Source organism: Pseudomonas sp. S2_B10 (genome assembly GCF_054668425.1).
Genome location: NZ_CP162768.1, coordinates 5,335,810 through 5,351,984 on the forward strand (window position 1 = coordinate 5,335,810; position 16,175 = coordinate 5,351,984).

At 59.3% G+C, this 16,175-nt stretch carries 13 protein-coding genes; 7 read left to right on the top strand and 6 right to left on the bottom strand.

Going from position 1 to position 16,175, the window contains the following annotated elements; translation table 11 throughout:
* Positions 1 to 36 precede the first annotated feature (36 nt).
* The 3 genes from AB4O45_RS23830 to AB4O45_RS23840 all read right to left on the bottom strand — a co-directional run bounded on the left by AB4O45_RS23830 (position 37) and on the right by AB4O45_RS23840 (position 2,920).
* The gene (locus AB4O45_RS23830; RefSeq protein ID WP_095179611.1) at positions 37 to 1,239 is read right to left on the bottom strand and encodes an NAD(P)/FAD-dependent oxidoreductase; all 1,203 of its coding nucleotides are present in this window, start codon (positions 1,237 to 1,239) and stop codon (positions 37 to 39) included.
* A 223-nt stretch (positions 1,240 to 1,462) separates the two neighbouring features.
* Positions 1,463 to 1,819 (bottom strand): response regulator transcription factor, encoded by a 357-nt coding sequence (locus tag AB4O45_RS23835; RefSeq protein ID WP_460160640.1) that lies wholly within the window; start codon positions 1,817 to 1,819, stop codon positions 1,463 to 1,465.
* Positions 1,820 to 1,915: 96 nt separating this feature from the next.
* Positions 1,916 to 2,920 (bottom strand): GlxA family transcriptional regulator, encoded by a 1,005-nt coding sequence (locus tag AB4O45_RS23840; protein WP_056784802.1) that lies wholly within the window; start codon positions 2,918 to 2,920, stop codon positions 1,916 to 1,918.
* A gap of 199 nt (positions 2,921 to 3,119) precedes the next feature.
* On the opposite strand from AB4O45_RS23840, the gene AB4O45_RS23845 reads away from it, so the two are divergent.
* Together AB4O45_RS23845 and AB4O45_RS23850 are read left to right on the top strand one after the other, a co-directional pair.
* Positions 3,120 to 3,791, top strand: a complete 672-nt coding sequence (locus AB4O45_RS23845) for a response regulator transcription factor (RefSeq protein ID WP_056784803.1) — start codon at positions 3,120 to 3,122, stop codon at positions 3,789 to 3,791.
* A gap of 56 nt (positions 3,792 to 3,847) precedes the next feature.
* Positions 3,848 to 9,310 (top strand): trifunctional serine/threonine-protein kinase/ATP-binding protein/sensor histidine kinase, encoded by a 5,463-nt coding sequence (locus tag AB4O45_RS23850; protein WP_460160641.1) that lies wholly within the window; start codon positions 3,848 to 3,850, stop codon positions 9,308 to 9,310.
* Positions 9,311 to 9,367: 57 nt separating this feature from the next.
* Here the strand turns inward: AB4O45_RS23850 and AB4O45_RS23855 are convergent, their stop codons facing one another.
* On the bottom strand, positions 9,368 to 10,132 hold the full coding sequence (locus tag AB4O45_RS23855) for an SDR family oxidoreductase (protein ID WP_460160642.1): 765 nt from the start codon (positions 10,130 to 10,132) through the stop codon (positions 9,368 to 9,370).
* A gap of 116 nt (positions 10,133 to 10,248) precedes the next feature.
* Here AB4O45_RS23855 and AB4O45_RS23860 point away from each other — a divergent pair, with 116 nt between their 5' ends.
* Positions 10,249 to 11,193, top strand: a complete 945-nt coding sequence (locus AB4O45_RS23860; protein WP_095179613.1) for a GlxA family transcriptional regulator — start codon at positions 10,249 to 10,251, stop codon at positions 11,191 to 11,193.
* 12 nt (positions 11,194 to 11,205) lie between these two features.
* On the opposite strand, the gene AB4O45_RS23865 is transcribed toward AB4O45_RS23860, so the two are convergent.
* Both AB4O45_RS23865 and AB4O45_RS23870 read right to left on the bottom strand, forming a co-directional pair.
* On the bottom strand, positions 11,206 to 11,973 hold the full coding sequence (locus AB4O45_RS23865) for a sulfite exporter TauE/SafE family protein (RefSeq protein ID WP_056784810.1): 768 nt from the start codon (positions 11,971 to 11,973) through the stop codon (positions 11,206 to 11,208).
* Between the two features lie 143 nt (positions 11,974 to 12,116).
* On the bottom strand, positions 12,117 to 13,091 hold the full coding sequence (locus AB4O45_RS23870; protein ID WP_095179614.1) for a hypothetical protein: 975 nt from the start codon (positions 13,089 to 13,091) through the stop codon (positions 12,117 to 12,119).
* A gap of 143 nt (positions 13,092 to 13,234) precedes the next feature.
* Between AB4O45_RS23870 and AB4O45_RS23875 the strand changes: the two genes are divergently transcribed.
* From AB4O45_RS23875 to AB4O45_RS23890, 4 genes are all read left to right on the top strand, one after another.
* Positions 13,235 to 14,101: a LysR family transcriptional regulator gene (locus AB4O45_RS23875; protein WP_095179615.1), complete on the top strand. Its 867-nt coding sequence runs from the start codon at positions 13,235 to 13,237 to the stop codon at positions 14,099 to 14,101.
* 124 nt (positions 14,102 to 14,225) lie between these two features.
* Entirely contained in the window at positions 14,226 to 14,786 is a 561-nt protein-coding gene (locus AB4O45_RS23880) for a nucleotidyltransferase family protein (RefSeq protein WP_095179616.1), read from the top strand.
* Positions 14,787 to 14,917: 131 nt separating this feature from the next.
* Positions 14,918 to 15,325 carry a hypothetical protein gene (locus AB4O45_RS23885; protein ID WP_460160643.1) on the top strand — a complete coding sequence of 136 codons (408 nt, stop codon included), beginning with the start codon at positions 14,918 to 14,920 and terminating at the stop codon, positions 15,323 to 15,325.
* A gap of 444 nt (positions 15,326 to 15,769) precedes the next feature.
* Entirely contained in the window at positions 15,770 to 16,129 is a 360-nt protein-coding gene (locus AB4O45_RS23890; RefSeq protein WP_041480573.1) for a DUF6124 family protein, read from the top strand.
* Positions 16,130 to 16,175: the final 46 nt, after the last annotated feature.

Consider the following 16,175-nt stretch of genomic DNA (forward strand, 5'->3'; position numbering starts at 1 on the left):
TTCTCCTTGTTCTCAGGGCTAAAGCGGAGGGTGAAATCAGGCTACAGGGATCAGCGGATCGGCGGCCGCGAGGGCGGCGCGACGTTCGGCGGCGGGCGGGTAGATCCACACCGTGTTGATCTGCGTCTTCAGCTCTTTGGCTTCGGCCTTCACCAGTTTCAGCTGACGATCCCAGCCTTCGGTGTACACCGCGCCCCAGGCGCCCAGATCCAGGCAAGTCACGTACTTGGGCTGGCGATACATTGTCGGAGCGACGCCGAGGATATCGGCGGCGGCGTTGTTGCCGGCGTAGCGACCCAGGCTGATCGCATGCTGGCAAGACATCGCGGCATAGTTGCCGAGGTCGTCAGTGGCGGCGCGAGCGACATCACCGGCGGCAAAGACGTGATCGATGCCGTGCACCTTGAGGTTGCCATCGACATGCAAGCGGCCCTGGCCATCGCGTTCGGCGTCGAGTTGTTCGGTGAGCGGGCTGGCGCGGAAACCTACGGTCCAGATCACGGTGTGGCTTTCGATGTGGCGGCCATCGGCGAGGGTGACGCCATTGGCATCCACAGCGGCAACGCTGGCATCGACGATCCATTCGATACCCAGGTCATTGGACGCCTCGATGATCGACGGGCGAATGCCATCGCCCATGGTCGCAGCGATGTCCTTGCTGCGATCGACAATGATCACGCGCAGGTCTTGATCCTCACCGAGAATCGCGCGCAGGCGCGCCGGCATTTCCGTCGCAGTTTCAATCCCGGTGAAACCGCCACCGGCGACCACCACGGTGTTGCGCGCAACGCTGGGCGGTTGGTTGCCGAGGGCGATGAGATGGCGTTCCAGACGCGCCGAGGATTCGATCTGATCGACATCGAACGCATGCTCCTTGAGGCCAACCACCGGAGGCCGAGCGAGCTGGCTGCCGCTGGCGAGAACCAGCCGATCGTAGGCCAGTTCACCCGGACGCCCGGCCTCGTCGCGGTAACCGATTCGGCGCGCCCGGGCGTCGATGCTTTCAGCGGTGCCTTTGACGAAGCGCACACCCACCGCATCGAACAGCGCGTCGAGCGGCGCGTACATGCTGTGCACGTCCGGCTCGTAGAAGCGCGGGCGAATACGCAATTCCGCTTGCGGGGCGAGCAGCGTGATCTCGACATCCTGACGGGCATGCATATCCAGCAAACGCGCAGCGCTCAGCGCACTCCACAGCCCGCCGAACCCTGCACCGATCACCAATAATTGCTGTTTCATAATGTGCTCCCTGACGCTGATGGATGGATGACACCCGAGTCCGATGCGGACTCTGGCGTGACGATCACTGGCCGCCGTAACTGCTTGCCGTACTGCCTGGCGCTCAATCGCCCGCTGTGTAGAGCCATGCTAGGGCGGGGAGGCTACGAGCGCAGTTGTCCATCGGTGTGCGTGGGGTACGCATGGGTGGAAGGGGGGTATACGAAGGTATGGGGAAAAAGGATCAACCCAGCGCTTTTTCCAGGCAGGCGAGCAAACGTTCAGCCTGAAATGGCTTGGCCAGACACGCGATGACCCCGGGTACGCTGATGGGCATTTTGCCCGCATGCGCCGACACAAAAATCACCGGCATCCGCCAGCCTTGCGCCCGCAGTGCATCCAGCATCTGCAAACCACCCATGCCCGGCATCTGAATATCGGAAATCAAACAATCAGTCTGCGCCGGCCCGTCCGAGTCAAGGTAGTCCGCTGGCGCCGCATAGCAGAACACCTGATACCCCGACGCTCGCAGCAGGCTGCTCAGCGATGTGCGCATTGCCTCGTCGTCGTCCACTACCGCAATGACATGCGTCTTGTACATAAAGCTCCCGGGCCGGGCGGCCGAGCTGGTGACTCCTGTCGTTCTTGCACCATACGCTGATGGCCAGCGGGCAAAACTATACGTAGGTATAGCGGTTCAGCCATCGCGGCTGAAGCGACTGCGGTAGTCGCGCGGGGAGATCGACAGGTGGCGCTGGAAGCAGGCGCGCAGGCGTTCTTCATCGTTGAAGCCGCAGAGGCGGGCGATTCGTTCGATTTTGTGCGGGGAGTTTTCCAGCAGGCGTTTGGCCGCTTCGAGCCGGAACAGCTCGAGCGCTTTCGACGGTGTGCGCCCGGTGCGCGCTTTATAGACCCGCGTGAAGTTGCGCAGGCTCATTGCGGCTTGCTCGGCGAGGCGCTCCACCGTCAGATTCGGGTCGCCGAGGCGCTCCATGAGCCAAAGGTGCAGATCATCGAACATCGCAGCGTCCTGCGCCTGCGATTGCAGCAGCGTGCTGTATTGCGCCTGGCCGCCGGGGCGTTTGATGTACACCACCAATTCCCGCGCGACTTGCAACGTCACTTCACGGCCGTAATCGGCCTCTACCAGCGCCAGCGCCAGATCGATCCCGGCGGTGACTCCGGCCGAGGTCCAGACCTTGCCTTGCTGAATGAAGATCGCGTCGGCATCTACCTCGACCGCTGGAAAGCGATCGCGCAAAGCGTCGCACATCGCCCAGTGAGTGGCAGCGCGGCGGGCGTCGAGCAATCCGGCCTGAGCCAGCAGAAACGCACCACTGCACACCGAGACCACGCGGCGGGCGAGGTGAGCATGGTCCTGCAGCCAGTCGCTCAGTTCGCGGTGCTCCTCAAGGGTCTGGCAGATGTCAGGGGCGCCGGGCACGACCAGCGTGTCCAGCGCGGTGGTGTCGAGCGTTGTTAACGCTTGGGTGTCGATGGCCAGCCCTTCGACGGTCGGGATCAAGCCGCCGCTGAGGCTGGCGGTGTGCAGTTGATAACCGGGCTGCCCGCGCTCGACCAAGGCTTTGCTCGCCGCCCAGAACACGGTCTGCGCACCGCTGAGATCGAGCAGGCTCAGCCGTGGGTAGGCGATAAACACCACGTCGCGCGGGGCCGTTGTAAAAGCGGGATGAGTGGACATCGCGGGCCTGCCTGTTTGCAGCGCTAGAGGCGGGACTGCCTCAGCCTGGCCGATTTTCAGGGGTTTCTGGCCGGCCGGCAATGGTGCTGACTGTTAGCCTGATTGCTGACCGTCCGGCCGGTGTCTGGCTGCGGTGGCCATCCTGAACTAGATTTATTGACCAGCCCAATGCGTGCTGCGATCTCGCCGAGGAGACACAATGACCTTGTGGTCGCATTCCAGCCCTGCGCAAAGTCCCGATGTGCTCGGCGAACCAGTGGTGTACGTGGTCGATGACGATGCCTCGATGCGCCAGGCGCTCGACAGCTTGCTGCGCTCGATCGGCTTGCAGGTGCGAACCTTCGACAGCGCCGGAGATTTTCTCGCGCAAGCGCAACGTGAGGTACCCGGTTGCCTGGTGCTCGACGTGCGCCTGCGCGGCGAAAGTGGCCTGACGTTTCAGGAACAGATGGAAAAAAATGGCTTGCGCATCCCTGTGGTGTTCATGACCGGCCACGGCGACATCGCCATGAGCGTCAAGGCGATGAAGGCCGGCGCGGTGGATTTTCTGGCCAAGCCGTTCCGTGATCAGGACATGCTCGACGCCGTGGCCAGTGCGTTGGCTCGCGACCGTGCGCGGCTAGCAGCCGAACACTCCGGCGCCGTTTTGTGTCGGGCTTACCAAACCCTGACCGCACGTGAGCGCGAAGTGCTCGGCTTCGTCATTGCCGGGCTGATGAACAAACAGATTGCCGGACAGCTCAACCTCAGCGAGGTCACGGTCAAGGTCCACCGTGGCCAGGTCATGCGCAAAATGGCCGCACGTTCAGTGGCCGATCTGGTGCGTATCGCAGAAGCGCTGGGCATCGAGCCTGTCCAGCGCAACCCCTGAGCGCTGGCGACGTGCAACTCACCGTGCGGCAAAAAACCTGAGCAGTGTTGACGCAGATGGCCAGCAGAAAACAGATTTTGTGGGACGACGGCGAGCGGGTGCTGTCCCGTGAGCGCGGTTCGAATGATGGCAGCCTACTGGCGGTGCGTCCGGCGATGGGCCAGCCATTGCCGAGCACCCTGGAGCGTCTGGCGCATGAATACAGCCTCAGGGACGACCTCAATCCTGCCTGGGCGTTGCAGCCGACAGCTTTCGAGCGTACGGGCACCCGAGTTCGTCTGCTGTTCGACGATCCGGGTGGCGAGCCGTTGTCGCGATTGCTGGTCGCTCCGCTGGATATCGAAACCTGTCTGGAATTGGCCACGAACATCGCCAAGGCACTGGGCCATATGCATCAGTGTGGTCTGGTGCACAAAGACCTGAAACCGCAGCATGTCTTTGTCCATTGCCATGACGGGCAGGCGCGGCTGACCGGCTTCGGCCTGGCCACGCGCTTGCCACGGGAACGGCAAGCGCCCACGCCACCGGAATCTATCGCCGGCACGCTGGCTTACATGGCGCCGGAGCAAACCGGGCGGATGAATCGTTCGATCGATTCGCGTAGTGATCTGTATGCCTTTGGCGTGACGCTGTACCAGATGCTCACCGGCTCGCTGCCGTTCAGTGCCAGTGAACCGATGGAGTGGGTGCATTGCCATATCGCGCGGCTGCCAATGCCCGTGTGTGAACGGGTGGCGACGGTGCCGCCGATGTTCTCGCGAGTGGTCATGAAACTGCTGGCGAAAACTGCCGAGGAGCGCTATCAGAGCGCAGTCGGTGTCGAGCATGACTTGCGCCGTTGCCTCGATGACTGGCGCCGTATGCGGCAGATCGAGACGTTCACGTTGGACGAGCAGGGCGCCTGCGAGCGCTTGCTGATTCCGGAAAAACTCTACGGCCGCGAACACGAAGTGCAAACGTTGATCGATGCCTTCGCCAATGTGGTGCAGACAGGCGCGCCGACACTGGTGCTGGTATCCGGCTATTCCGGCATCGGCAAATCGTCGGTGGTCAGTGAACTGCACAAGGTGCTGGTGCCGTCGCGTGGCTTGTTCGCCGCCGGCAAGTTCGACCAGTACCAGCGCGACGTGCCTTATTCGACTCTGGTTCAGGCCTTTCAGGGGCTGGTGCGGACGCTGTTGGGCAAGCGCACCGACGTACTGGCGGGCTGGCGCGAAGCACTGTTGCGGGCACTGGAAGCGAATGCGCGGTTGATCACCGATCTGGTCCCCGAACTCAAGCTGATCATCGGCGAGCCGCCGCCCGTGCCTGAGTTGGAGCCGCAACAGGCGCAGCAGCGGTTCCTTCAGGTCTTGCAGCGTTTTATCGGCGTGTTCGCTCAGTCCGAGCATCCGTTGGCGCTGTTCCTTGACGACCTGCAATGGCTCGACGCGGCCACCCTTGATCTGCTCGAAGATTTGCTCAGTCGCGCAGAGACCCCTCATCTGCTGCTGGTCGGTGCTTATCGCGACAACGAGGTAGATGGCGATCACCCACTCAGCCGCACACTCAAGACCCTGCATCACGCCGGCGTACACATTGACGAAATTCGTCTGGCGCCACTGGCTGGCGCGCACATCGAACAACTGATCAGCGAGTCACTGCGCTGCCCGCCGGCGAGCATTGTCGCGCTGGCGCGGCTGGTGCTGGACAAGACCGCTGGCAATCCGTTCTTCGTCATCCAGTTTCTGCACGCCCTGGCCGAGGAGAAGCTGCTGACATACGAGCCTGCGTGCCAGCGCTGGCGGTGGGATGTGCACCTGATCAACGGCAAGGGCTACACCGACAATGTCGTCGATTTGATGGTCGGCAAACTGGCGCGGCTGCCCCAGGAAACCCGCCAGGCGCTGCAACAACTGGCCTGCCTGGGCAACGTCGCGCGTCTCGACACGCTGGCCACAGTCCTTGATGTGCCGGTGCCTCACGTTCACTCCGCATTGTGGCCGGCGGTGCGGCTTGAGTTGGTCGAGCGTCAGGACGGTGCCTACAGGTTTGTGCATGATCGCATCCATGAGGCGGCGTATTCGCTGATCGCTGAAACCGAACGGGCGCAAATGCACTTGCGCATCGGCCGGCTGCTGGCACTGCAAACCCAGGGTGAGCGGCGCGAGGAGGCGATCTTCGAGATTGTCGGCCAGCTCAATCGCGGTGCGCATCTGATCAGCCTGCGTGCCGAGCGCGAGCAACTGGCCGAGTTCAACCTGCTCGCCGGCCAGCGAGCGAAGGCCTCGACCGCTTATACCTCAGCACTGACCTATCTGGGCGCCGGCGCAGAACTGTTGGGCGAGCAGGGTTATGACAGTCGGCATGAACTGGGTTTCGCTCTGGAGCTGAACCGTGCCGAGTGCGAATTTCTCACCGGCCAACTGCAGCTTGCCGACTCGCGCCTGGCGACATTGGCCGAGCGCGCCGTGACCACCGTCGAGCGCGCGGCGGTGGCGTGCCTGCAGATGGATGTCTACTTGCTGCTTGATCGCAGTGACCGGGCGGTGACGGTGTGTCTGGCCTTTCTGCGTCAGGTCGGCATCGATTGGCCAGCGCGTCCGGACGATATTCAGGTGCGCGACGAATATCAGCAGGTCTGGACCAGCCTGCGCGGGCGCAGTATCGAGCAGATGATCGACTTGCCGCTGATGGAGGATCCTGCCGCGCGGGCCACCCTCGATGCGCTGGGCAAACTCTTCGCGCCGGCGGTGCAGTCGGATCTGAACCTCGCCAGCCTGACCATTTGCAAAGCGATCAGCCTGAGCCTGCAATATGGCAACTGCGACGCCTCCTGCCTGCTCTATGCCAACTTCGGGCGCGTGTCGGGGCCGCGTTTTGGCGACTATGCCGCTGGTTATCGATTTGGCCGTCTGGGCTGCGATCTGGTTGATCGGCGCGGGCTCACGCGTTATGAGGCGAGCACCTGGTTGTGCTTCTCGATCTTCGTGGTGCGCTGGATGCGGCCAGTGCGCGAGTGCCGCGAACTGTTGCGCCGTGCGCTCAACGCGGCCCATCGCAGCGGCGATCTGCCGTATGCCGCGTTCGCCGGAAACAGCCTGATTTCCGATCTGTTGTTTATCGGCGAGCCGCTGGCCGAGGTGCAGGCGCAAGCGGAATCAGGGCTGGTCTATGCACAAAAGGTCGGTTTCGGTCTGGTGGCGGATTTCATGCGCTGCCAGTTGACGCTGATCCGCATGCTGCGCGGGCAGACGCCGACGTTCGGCTGTTTCGACGATGACGGGTTCGATGAAACAGCTGTCGAGGCGCATCTGGCCGGTTCGGCGGATCTGGCGCTGGCGCGCGGCAAGTACTGGGTACGCAAGTTGCAGGCGCGCTATCTGGCCGGGGATTACGCGGCGGCCGCTGAGTGCGCGGCCCAGGCGCAGGGACTTTTGTGGGTGGTTTCGGCGTTTTTCGAGGAGGCCGAATACCATTTCTACGCGGCGTTGACCTTGGCGGCCCACGGCGAAACTGACGCCGGTGCTTTGCAGCGTCTGGGTCAACATCATGAACAGTTGCAGACGTGGGCGCGCTTGTGTGCAGAGACCTTCGCCAGTCAGGTGGCGCTGGTCGGCGCGGAAATGGCGCGCGTCACCGGACAGTTGCTCGAAGCCGAATTGCAGTACGAGCAAGCCATTCAATTGGCTCAGGACAATGGTTTGCTCCATATCGAAGCGCTGGCCAACGAACTGGCCGCACGGTTCTACGGCGCTCGCGGGCTGGTCAGGATATCCCGGGTTTACCTGCGCGACGCACGCTACGCCTATCTGCGTTGGGGGGCTGCTGGCAAGGTGCGGGAGCTGGAGCGACGTCATCGTTTTCTGCGTGCCGAAGAGGCGCAACCGAATCTGGTCACCACGCTCATTACGCCAGTTGAACATCTCGACCTGGCAACGGTGCTCAAGGTCTCTCAAGCAGTCTCCGGCGAGATCGTCCTGGACCGTTTGATCGAAACGGTGATGCGCACCGCGATCGAACAGGCCGGGGCCGAGCATGGCCTGCTCATTTTGTTGAACGCCGACATTCCCTATGTCGCTGCGCGAACCCGTATCGGCGACGGTGCCACGCAGCTGTGCAACGCGCCGCTGCACACGGTGGCGCTGGCAGAGTCAGTGCTCTACCAGACGCTGCGCACCGGCGAAAACCTGTGCCTGGACGACGCGGTTGCCGATCCGCTGTTCGCCGCTGATCCATACGTTCAGCAACGAGGCGCGCGCTCGATCCTGTGCCTGGCATTGATGAATCAGGCGCGGGTCGCCGGGGCGCTGTATCTGGAAAACAACCTGTCCGCCGGGGTGTTCAGCCCGACGCGTCTCGCCGTGTTGCGCCTGGTGGCGTCGCAGGCAGCGATCTCGCTGGACAACGCGCGCCTGTACCGCGACCTCGCCGAGCGAGAAGCGAAGATCCGTCGGCTGGTCGACGCCAACATCATCGGCATCATCGTCTGGGGCGTGGAAGGGGAAATCATCGAGGCCAATGACGCGTTCCTGCGCATGGTCGGTTACACCCGTGATGAGTTGCTTTCGGGCAGTGTCCATTGGCGTGACATGACCCCGCCGGCGATGCGCGCTAACAGCGATATTGCACTGGCAACGGCGATCCACACTGGCCGGGCCCAGCCATTCGAAAAGGAGTACATCCGCAAGGACGGCAGTCGGCTGCCGGTGATTGTCGGTCTGGCTGCCTTCGAAGCGAGTCAGCAACAGGGCCTGGCCTTTGTGCTGGATATCAGCGAACGCAAGCTGGCTGAAGAGCAAGTGCGCGAAGGCGAGCGTCGTTATCGTCAGGTGCAAACGGAACTGGCCCACGCCAATCGTGTGGCAACCATGGGTCAGTTGGCCGCATCGATTGCCCACGAAGTCAATCAGCCGATCGCCGCCACGGTGACCCATGCTAATGCCGCGTTGCGCTGGCTCGGTGCAAAGCCACCAAATATCAACGAGGTCGAGCAGGGCCTGCGGCATATCATTCTCGACGGCAACCGCGCCGCCGACGTACTCGGGCGCATCCGCGCGCTGATTCACAAAACGCCACCGCAGCGTCAGCCTGTCAGCCTCAATCTGCTGATTGAAGAAATGGTCGGTTTCAGCCGGGGCGAAGCGCTCAAGCACGGCGCCGAAGTCAGCGTTGAGCTGGCGGCAGATTTGCCTTTCGTAGTGGCGGACCGGGTCGAACTGCAACAGGTGTTGCTCAACCTGATCATCAACAGCCTCGAAGCCATGACGATCATGGCAGAGGGGCAGCGACGTCTGCTGATTCGCAGTGAGGCGCTGGGCGATAACGTGCACATCAGCGTCAGCGATTCGGGGCCGGGCTTTGCCTGCGAGCGGGCGGAGCAAGTGTTCACGGCGTTCTTCACAACCAAATCCACCGGGCTGGGCATGGGCCTGTCGATTTGCCGCACGATCATTGAAGGACATGGCGGCAAATTGTGGGCCGAGCGCAATGAGCCGAGGGGGGCGCGGGTGGTGTTTGGCTTGCCGCGTTGTGAATGAACATGATCAACAGCCAGGCTACCCGGGCATTGAGCCCGGATGTTTCTGTCGGTGAGTTCAGGCCACCGGAATAGGATTTTCCAGCAGCGACAGGTTGAACTGCTCGATCAACCCGTGCTCGTTCGCGCCCTGGTTGGCTCGCAGCGGCAGCACTCGGTCGACCAGCACTTCGGTGGTGGCGGTTTCCAGCTTGATCAGGGTTTCCTCGATGAACTCGTCCAGCGGCATGGCGCGCTCGTCGCCGCTCTTGTGGATCAGGTCGGTATCGACCCAAGGTGGCGCGATTTCCAGGACCTTGACGCTGGTGTCGCGCAGCATGAAACGTTGCGACAGCGAGTAGGAATGGATCGCCGCTTTGGTCGCCGAATACAGCGCCGTGGTCGCCAGCGGCAGGTAGGCCAGCACCGAGCTGTTGTTGATGATGTAGGCCTCGGGCTGGCGCTTGAGGTGTTCGACGAACGCGGCGCTGACGCGCACCGGGCCGAGCAGGTTGGTCTGCAACAGACCTACTGCCTGCTCATCGTCGTAGGCGCCGGAACCCGCGTTGTCGAAGGGCATGATCCCGGCGTTGTTGATGATTACGTTCAACGACGGATGGCGGCGGATGACTTCGGCGGCGACGTCGTTGATCTGCTGCGCATCGTTGATGTCCAGCTGCACGGTATCGATGCCCGCGTTGGCCTGGGCAATCTCTGCCAGCAGGGCCTGGCGACGGCCAGCGATGATGACCTTGTTGCCGCGCTGATGCAGGGCCTCGGCCAGTGCGCGGCCGATGCCGGAAGTGCCGCCGGTGATGAAGATCGTGTTGGCTTCAAGTTTCATGAGCTGCGTCCCGCAAGTGGATTGATTGGCATGTGAACCATGATGGAGAAAACCTGCTCCGACCTGAATGACGTATGTGGTAGTGTTTCAGGACATTCAACAAACGGAGCGCGACCATGCATCGAGTCGGCTATCTGCTCACGGAAGGTTTTCAGGTCATGGCGCTGGCGACCCAGTCGGTGTTCGAGTTCGCCAACATCGTCACCGGCAAAGCCGTGTACAAGGTGCAGAACTTTTCCCAGGCCGGCGGCATCGTCAGCTCCTCGCTGGGCTTGCACGTCGATACGTTGCCGCTGACGCAAGCGGGGCTGGCCGACAGTTGGCTGGTGGCGGGAACGCTGACACCGATGACGCCGCCCGATGCTGACGTGCTGCACAGCGTGCGCGGGCTCGCCGACGGCGCACGCCGCGTGGCCGGCATCTGCACCGGCTCGTTCGTACTGGCGCAGGCCGGTGTACTGGATAATCGCCGCGTGACCACGCACTGGGCGTTCGCCCCGGCGCTGCGCAGGATGCATCCCTCGGTGAATGTCGAAGACGACCGGATCTTTATTATCGACGGCCCGGTGTGGACGTCGGCGGGCATGACCGCTGGTGTCGACATGGCGTTGGGCATGGTTGAAAAAGATCTGGGCAGCGACATTGCGCGCTCGGTGGCCCATCGGCTGGTGATGCATCAGCGCCGCTCGGGCGGGCAGTCGCAGCACTCGGAATTGCTGTCGCTGTCACCCAAATCCGATCGCATTCAGAGTGCGCTGGATTACGCGCGCAAGCACCTCAATCGCCCGCTGAGTGTCGAAGAACTGGCCGAGGTGGTGCACCTGAGTCCGCGGCAATTCACCCGGGTGTTTACCGCCGAAACCGGCCAGTCTCCAGCCAAGGCGATAGAGAGCCTAAGGCTGGAAGCAGCGCGTTTGCTGATCGAGCAAAGCAGTCACAGTCTGGATGTGGTCGCCAGAGAAACCGGGTTTCGTGACCGCCGGCACATGCGCGAGGTGTTCATGCGCGGGTTTGGCGTGCCGCCGCAGGCGGTGCGGCGCGATTCGCGGCGGATGGTATGACGTGACCAGGGTCTACGAAAAAATGTTGACCCCCATTCTGCCGATCAGGAATACGAGCAGGATCAGGAAAAAAACTCTGATGAAACTGCTTCCATAACGTAATGCCAAAAAGACACCGGTCAGTGCACCGGCCATATTGCATAAAGCAACTATGCCGCCAATCGCCCACAAGACATTACCGGAGGGGATAAAAAATATGAGCGCAGCGCTGAACGTCCCCAGGTTGACCAGTTTTGCAGAGGCTGATGCATTGAGGAAATCAAAGCCAAAGACCTTGACGAAGATAAACAGCAGCAGGCTGCCACTGCCCGGGCCGAAGACACCATCGTAGAAACCGATCAGGCTGCCAAAGAAAACTCCAAGGCAAATGTCTTTCGTTCCGAAGTGGCGGTCTTTGCCTGCCAAACCAAGTTTTTTTTCCATAAACGTGTAGATAGCCATGACTATCAATATGAAAAAGACAACGATCTCCATCAATCTTTTAGGAACAAGGGATACCGAGAGAGCTCCGAGAAAAGAAAATAAAAAAGCGGCGAGCATGGTCGGAAGCATTAAATTCCAGCGAATTTTTATGCGCTTCAGGTAACCCGATATTGATGAAATATTGCCTGCCAGAACGGCCAGTTTGTTGGTGCCGAAAATGGTGGCAAGGCTGTACTGGGGTAGAGCATGTAGAAGTGCCGGCACCTGTACCAGGCCCCCGCCACCGACCGCAGCGTCTATCAGGCCACCACAAAACGCGAAGAAACCCAATGCAAGAACAGCGTGTTCAACATCCATGCGATAGATCCCTGCGGAACGTCATTTGGCCGGAAGGTTCATGAGTCGCTCGTGGTTTGGTTTAAATATCGTCAAAACATGCCGATCATTCTCCAAGCTCACATTATGAGAGTTCATCGGCATGCTTCGTTAATCCATAGAGATCAACAGGTCATAATCCGATGCATGGCGGAGAATGCATTGCCGACTCTTTCATTGTAATTGAGCATGATGCCCTTCAGTCGCGCAGGCTTGAATTCCAGACCTACCGTCTGACCGTAAGCTTGCGCGGCCGCCAAGGCATGCAATCCGTGTTTGTTCTCAACTTCTCCGGAGTGCCCCATTACGTAGCCTTTGGCGTTACGCAGGTTTTGCGTGTTTGTCCTCAAGAACGGATTGGCCGCGAGGAGCTTTGCTTCAATATATTGAGCGATGAAATTGTATTCACGACCGTTCCACAGTTCAGATGAGATTGAAACCATCATCGCATCCATAATTGAAGATTTGTGTTCCTGCGAGTTTAGTGCCGTTTTATGCTTGGCGACCCCGGTGTTGTATAGGAAGTCCGCGAAGTCATTGCATTCAGCAATTTTGAATTGTTCTTCAACCCAGGCTGACGCACCAAAAGCTGCAGTCATGTAGTTGTACATTCCGTCATGGCCCTGATGTCCAAGACCGAAATCATCTTTCGCCACTTCATGCATATGCGCCATGACATTGTGGTAACCCTCACGTCTGTCGGCAGATACCGATATCGCATCCGCCGACAGGCGCATGATGATTTTTGCCGAGACAAGGCTGGTGGTTTTATGGGTTTCATTCCACCCATTGAAAAAGCTCAATACCGACGAGTCTATTACTGGCTTTTCGAGGAACGCCCTGAATGCGCTTTCAGCCGCCAGTTGCGCGTCTTGCGTGATGGAATGATTGAGTACCTCAAGCATGGCGTCCTGTATCTCAGCAACGTTGCCGACGCAGGCCAGCAACGGTTGACGCCGTTGGTTTTCTTCTAAGGTACGTCCGGGAATTTTCAAGTTGCGTATGTGCTTGGGCAGGGCCTGGATAAATGTCTCGCCAAATTCTTGCATGGATTTATGTTCAAGCGGTTCCAAACGACTCTGTGGCGATGCTGAGCTCATGATGTGTCCTTCTCCCTAAAGACCTATGAAATGTTTGGTTTTAACGCACTTTCTTGCCTTGCAGCGGCGAAATTAGCCCGATTTGTTGGCCTGCGACAAGTGACTTATACTGACCAAATCATTCATTTTTAATGAGCGTTTACATGGAGTTTTCGCAACTGGTCATGTTCAAGGCAGTAGCCGATCTGGGCAGTATCGTCCGTGCCTCGGAGCGATTGCACTGCGTGCCGTCCAACATCACCAACCGCATCAAGCTTCTGGAACGTGAGCTTGGAGTTGACCTGTTTATAAGGAAAGGCAGAGGATTGATCATCAGCCCTTCAGGTCGGCTTTTTCTCGGCTATACCAACAAAATCCTGTCTTTGTGCGAAGAATCGCAACGAGCGCTTGATCCGTCGTCAGCTCCTTCGGGAGAACTCAGGATTGGTGCCATAGAATCATCCGCTACCGGCCGGTTACCCAAAGTGCTATCCAGGTTTCATCAACTTTATCCGGCTGTACAAATGCAATTCAGCACTGGCGATTGGTCACAATTATCCGCAGAAGTGGTCAACTACACGTTGGACGGGGCAATAATTGCCGTCAGGCCAGAACATCCGGACATCGAGAGTCTGGAGATCTATGAAGAGGATCTAGTGGTGATTGCCTCGCCGTCCGCGGGGGTGATAAACCAGCCAGAGGACCTGCGCGGTGTGGATTTATTCATGTGGCCTGAAGGATGTCCCTACAGAAAGGCTTTGGTAACCTGGCTGGAGCGGTACAAAGTTTTCAATCCGATAACAAGCATAGCCAGTTATGGCACCATCCTTGGCTGCGTAAGTTCAGGCGCCGGGATATCGTTGGTGCCCAGAGGCATGTTTGAACAGTTCCGCCAGCTCGGCGGTATTCAAGGATTCTTCTTCAATGACTTAAAGCCTGTGCAGAATTATTTTATCTGGAACAGGCACGTTGAATCTCATCGCGCAAAAGACAAGTTTGCCGATTTGCTCAAGGAAGAGTTCAAGGTTTGAGAAGTGGGCGGCAGTTGGCCCTATCCTGCAAAGTTCGCCTGCACTCGTCATTCAGCACAAGGGACCGAGCGCTTACAGAGACCACTGATAGGCTCTCGCAACCATGGTCATTGGATTGAAATAAATGAATCTGGAAGCGCAACTGCGGGATCTGATTGCTGAAGATCTCGTCCGCATGCACATCTTGCGCATAGTCAGGGATCTCAACTTGCCGGACTGCTGGGTTGCCGCAGGTTTTGTGCGCAGCCTGGTTTGGGATCATCTGCATCAGCGCCAACCTTCGCCGTTGCCCGAGGACATTGATGTCATATGGTTTGACAGAACACGTCCCGGTGATCAAACGGATTTGGCCGTGGAGGTCGAGCTTGCAGCACTGTGCAGTGACTTGAAGTGGTCGGTGAAAAACCAGGCACGCATGCACCAGCGGAACGCCGATGCGCCTTATGGGGCGGCTGCGGATGCAATGACGTTCTGGCCGGAAACTGCTACGGCAGTAGGTGTCAGGCTTGATCGGCATGGTGCGATAGAGGTTTCGGCGCCGTTGGGGCTGGAGGATTTGTTTGCGCTGAAAGTGCGGCCAACCGCCCGATTTGAAAGTGATAAATACGTGGTGTTTCTGGAGCGCCTGCAGTCGAAGAGATGGCTCGAGATCTGGCCGAAATTGACGCTCGTAACGCAGGGTTGATGCCGCCCCGATTGATCGTTTAAACCGATAAGGAAATCTTTATGCATCCCGACCTTTCGTAGAGCGCTCGGGTTTTTGATTGAGGCTTTGAAGTACCAGGGACAACTAGCGGCACACGACCGAGGAGCAAAATGGAGATTGACCCGCTGCTTAAGAAGCGACAGTTGAATGTGCAGGAGCAGAATGCTGTGACTGCCCATCGCCTGATGACGACCGCAAAATTCTGGCTTAACGCCGGTCTTCCCGTCGCCTTGGTTGGTTATGGCGAAAGCCAGGGCATCGACTGGGCGGGCACCGTGGTACTTGAACTGGAAGTCGATTTCCCCGGCATGCCACGGCTGCATGGCTTGATCCTGAATCAGGCAGAACGGTTCATAGCCTTTGAAATCGACACCGACATTGATCACCAATGCGTGGAAACTGTAGAGCGATGGGAAGATGTAACTTCAATTCAGAACCATGCAGTTTCCCAGCGCGGAACTGGTAAAGGTTTCGCTGTAATTGCTCTTCAGGTTAGACGGGAAATTTCAGGATCGTGATAGGCAAGGATCGCCGGGAACCTAAGCACAAAGCCCTTGTAGGACTGAGCCTGCTCGCGATGACGCCAGGCCCATCACCGCCACATAAACAGAACACCCTCAGCCCGTTTAAACAGTAACTCCAGCCTTAAGCAAACGGCTACAACGCCTTGCGCCATTCCCTACGACTACGCCAGAATCCGCCGGCTTGTGCGTCTGCCGTTCCCTCCGTAACTTGATTCCTGTCACTGCTCATCAGTGATCGGGTCTGCAAGCCCGTCGGAAATCAGTCGCATACCCCTGCCAAAGGACATTCGTTCGTGTCCGCTCAATGGCGGCTTTGTGCGGGAGACCTTCGGGTCTGCCGGGTTCCTGATTTCCCGGTCTTGCAGACCCGCACACAGCTGCCACCCATCATCTGCAAGTGATGTTGGCAGCTCCAGACGAATAATCAGGAGTTTCACCATGTTCAAAGTCACACCCAATCCCCCAACCAGCGACCCCGCATCACCCTACGAATCCGGTGCATCGAAAAAACTACACGAAGCCGCCGAACGCGCCCTCGATCACTACCTCGGCCCGGCAGACATCCTGGCCAGCACCAACACCCCGGAACAGATGTTCCTCGCCAACCCGAAATACGACACCGAATCCCTGCTGGCCAACGCCAGCGAATCCCTCGGCTCGGCCACCACCATGCTCTACGACTTCGCCGCGCTGCTCGACAACCCGCGCCGCAAAACCCTTCTAGGCATCGCCCAGGTCGTCATGCTCGGCGAAATCGCGGTCAATCAGGCTTTGGACAAAGTCGAAATAGCCAAATAACCCGCAATGCGACGAGCGCAAAACCTCGTCGCAACACCCGGGCGCA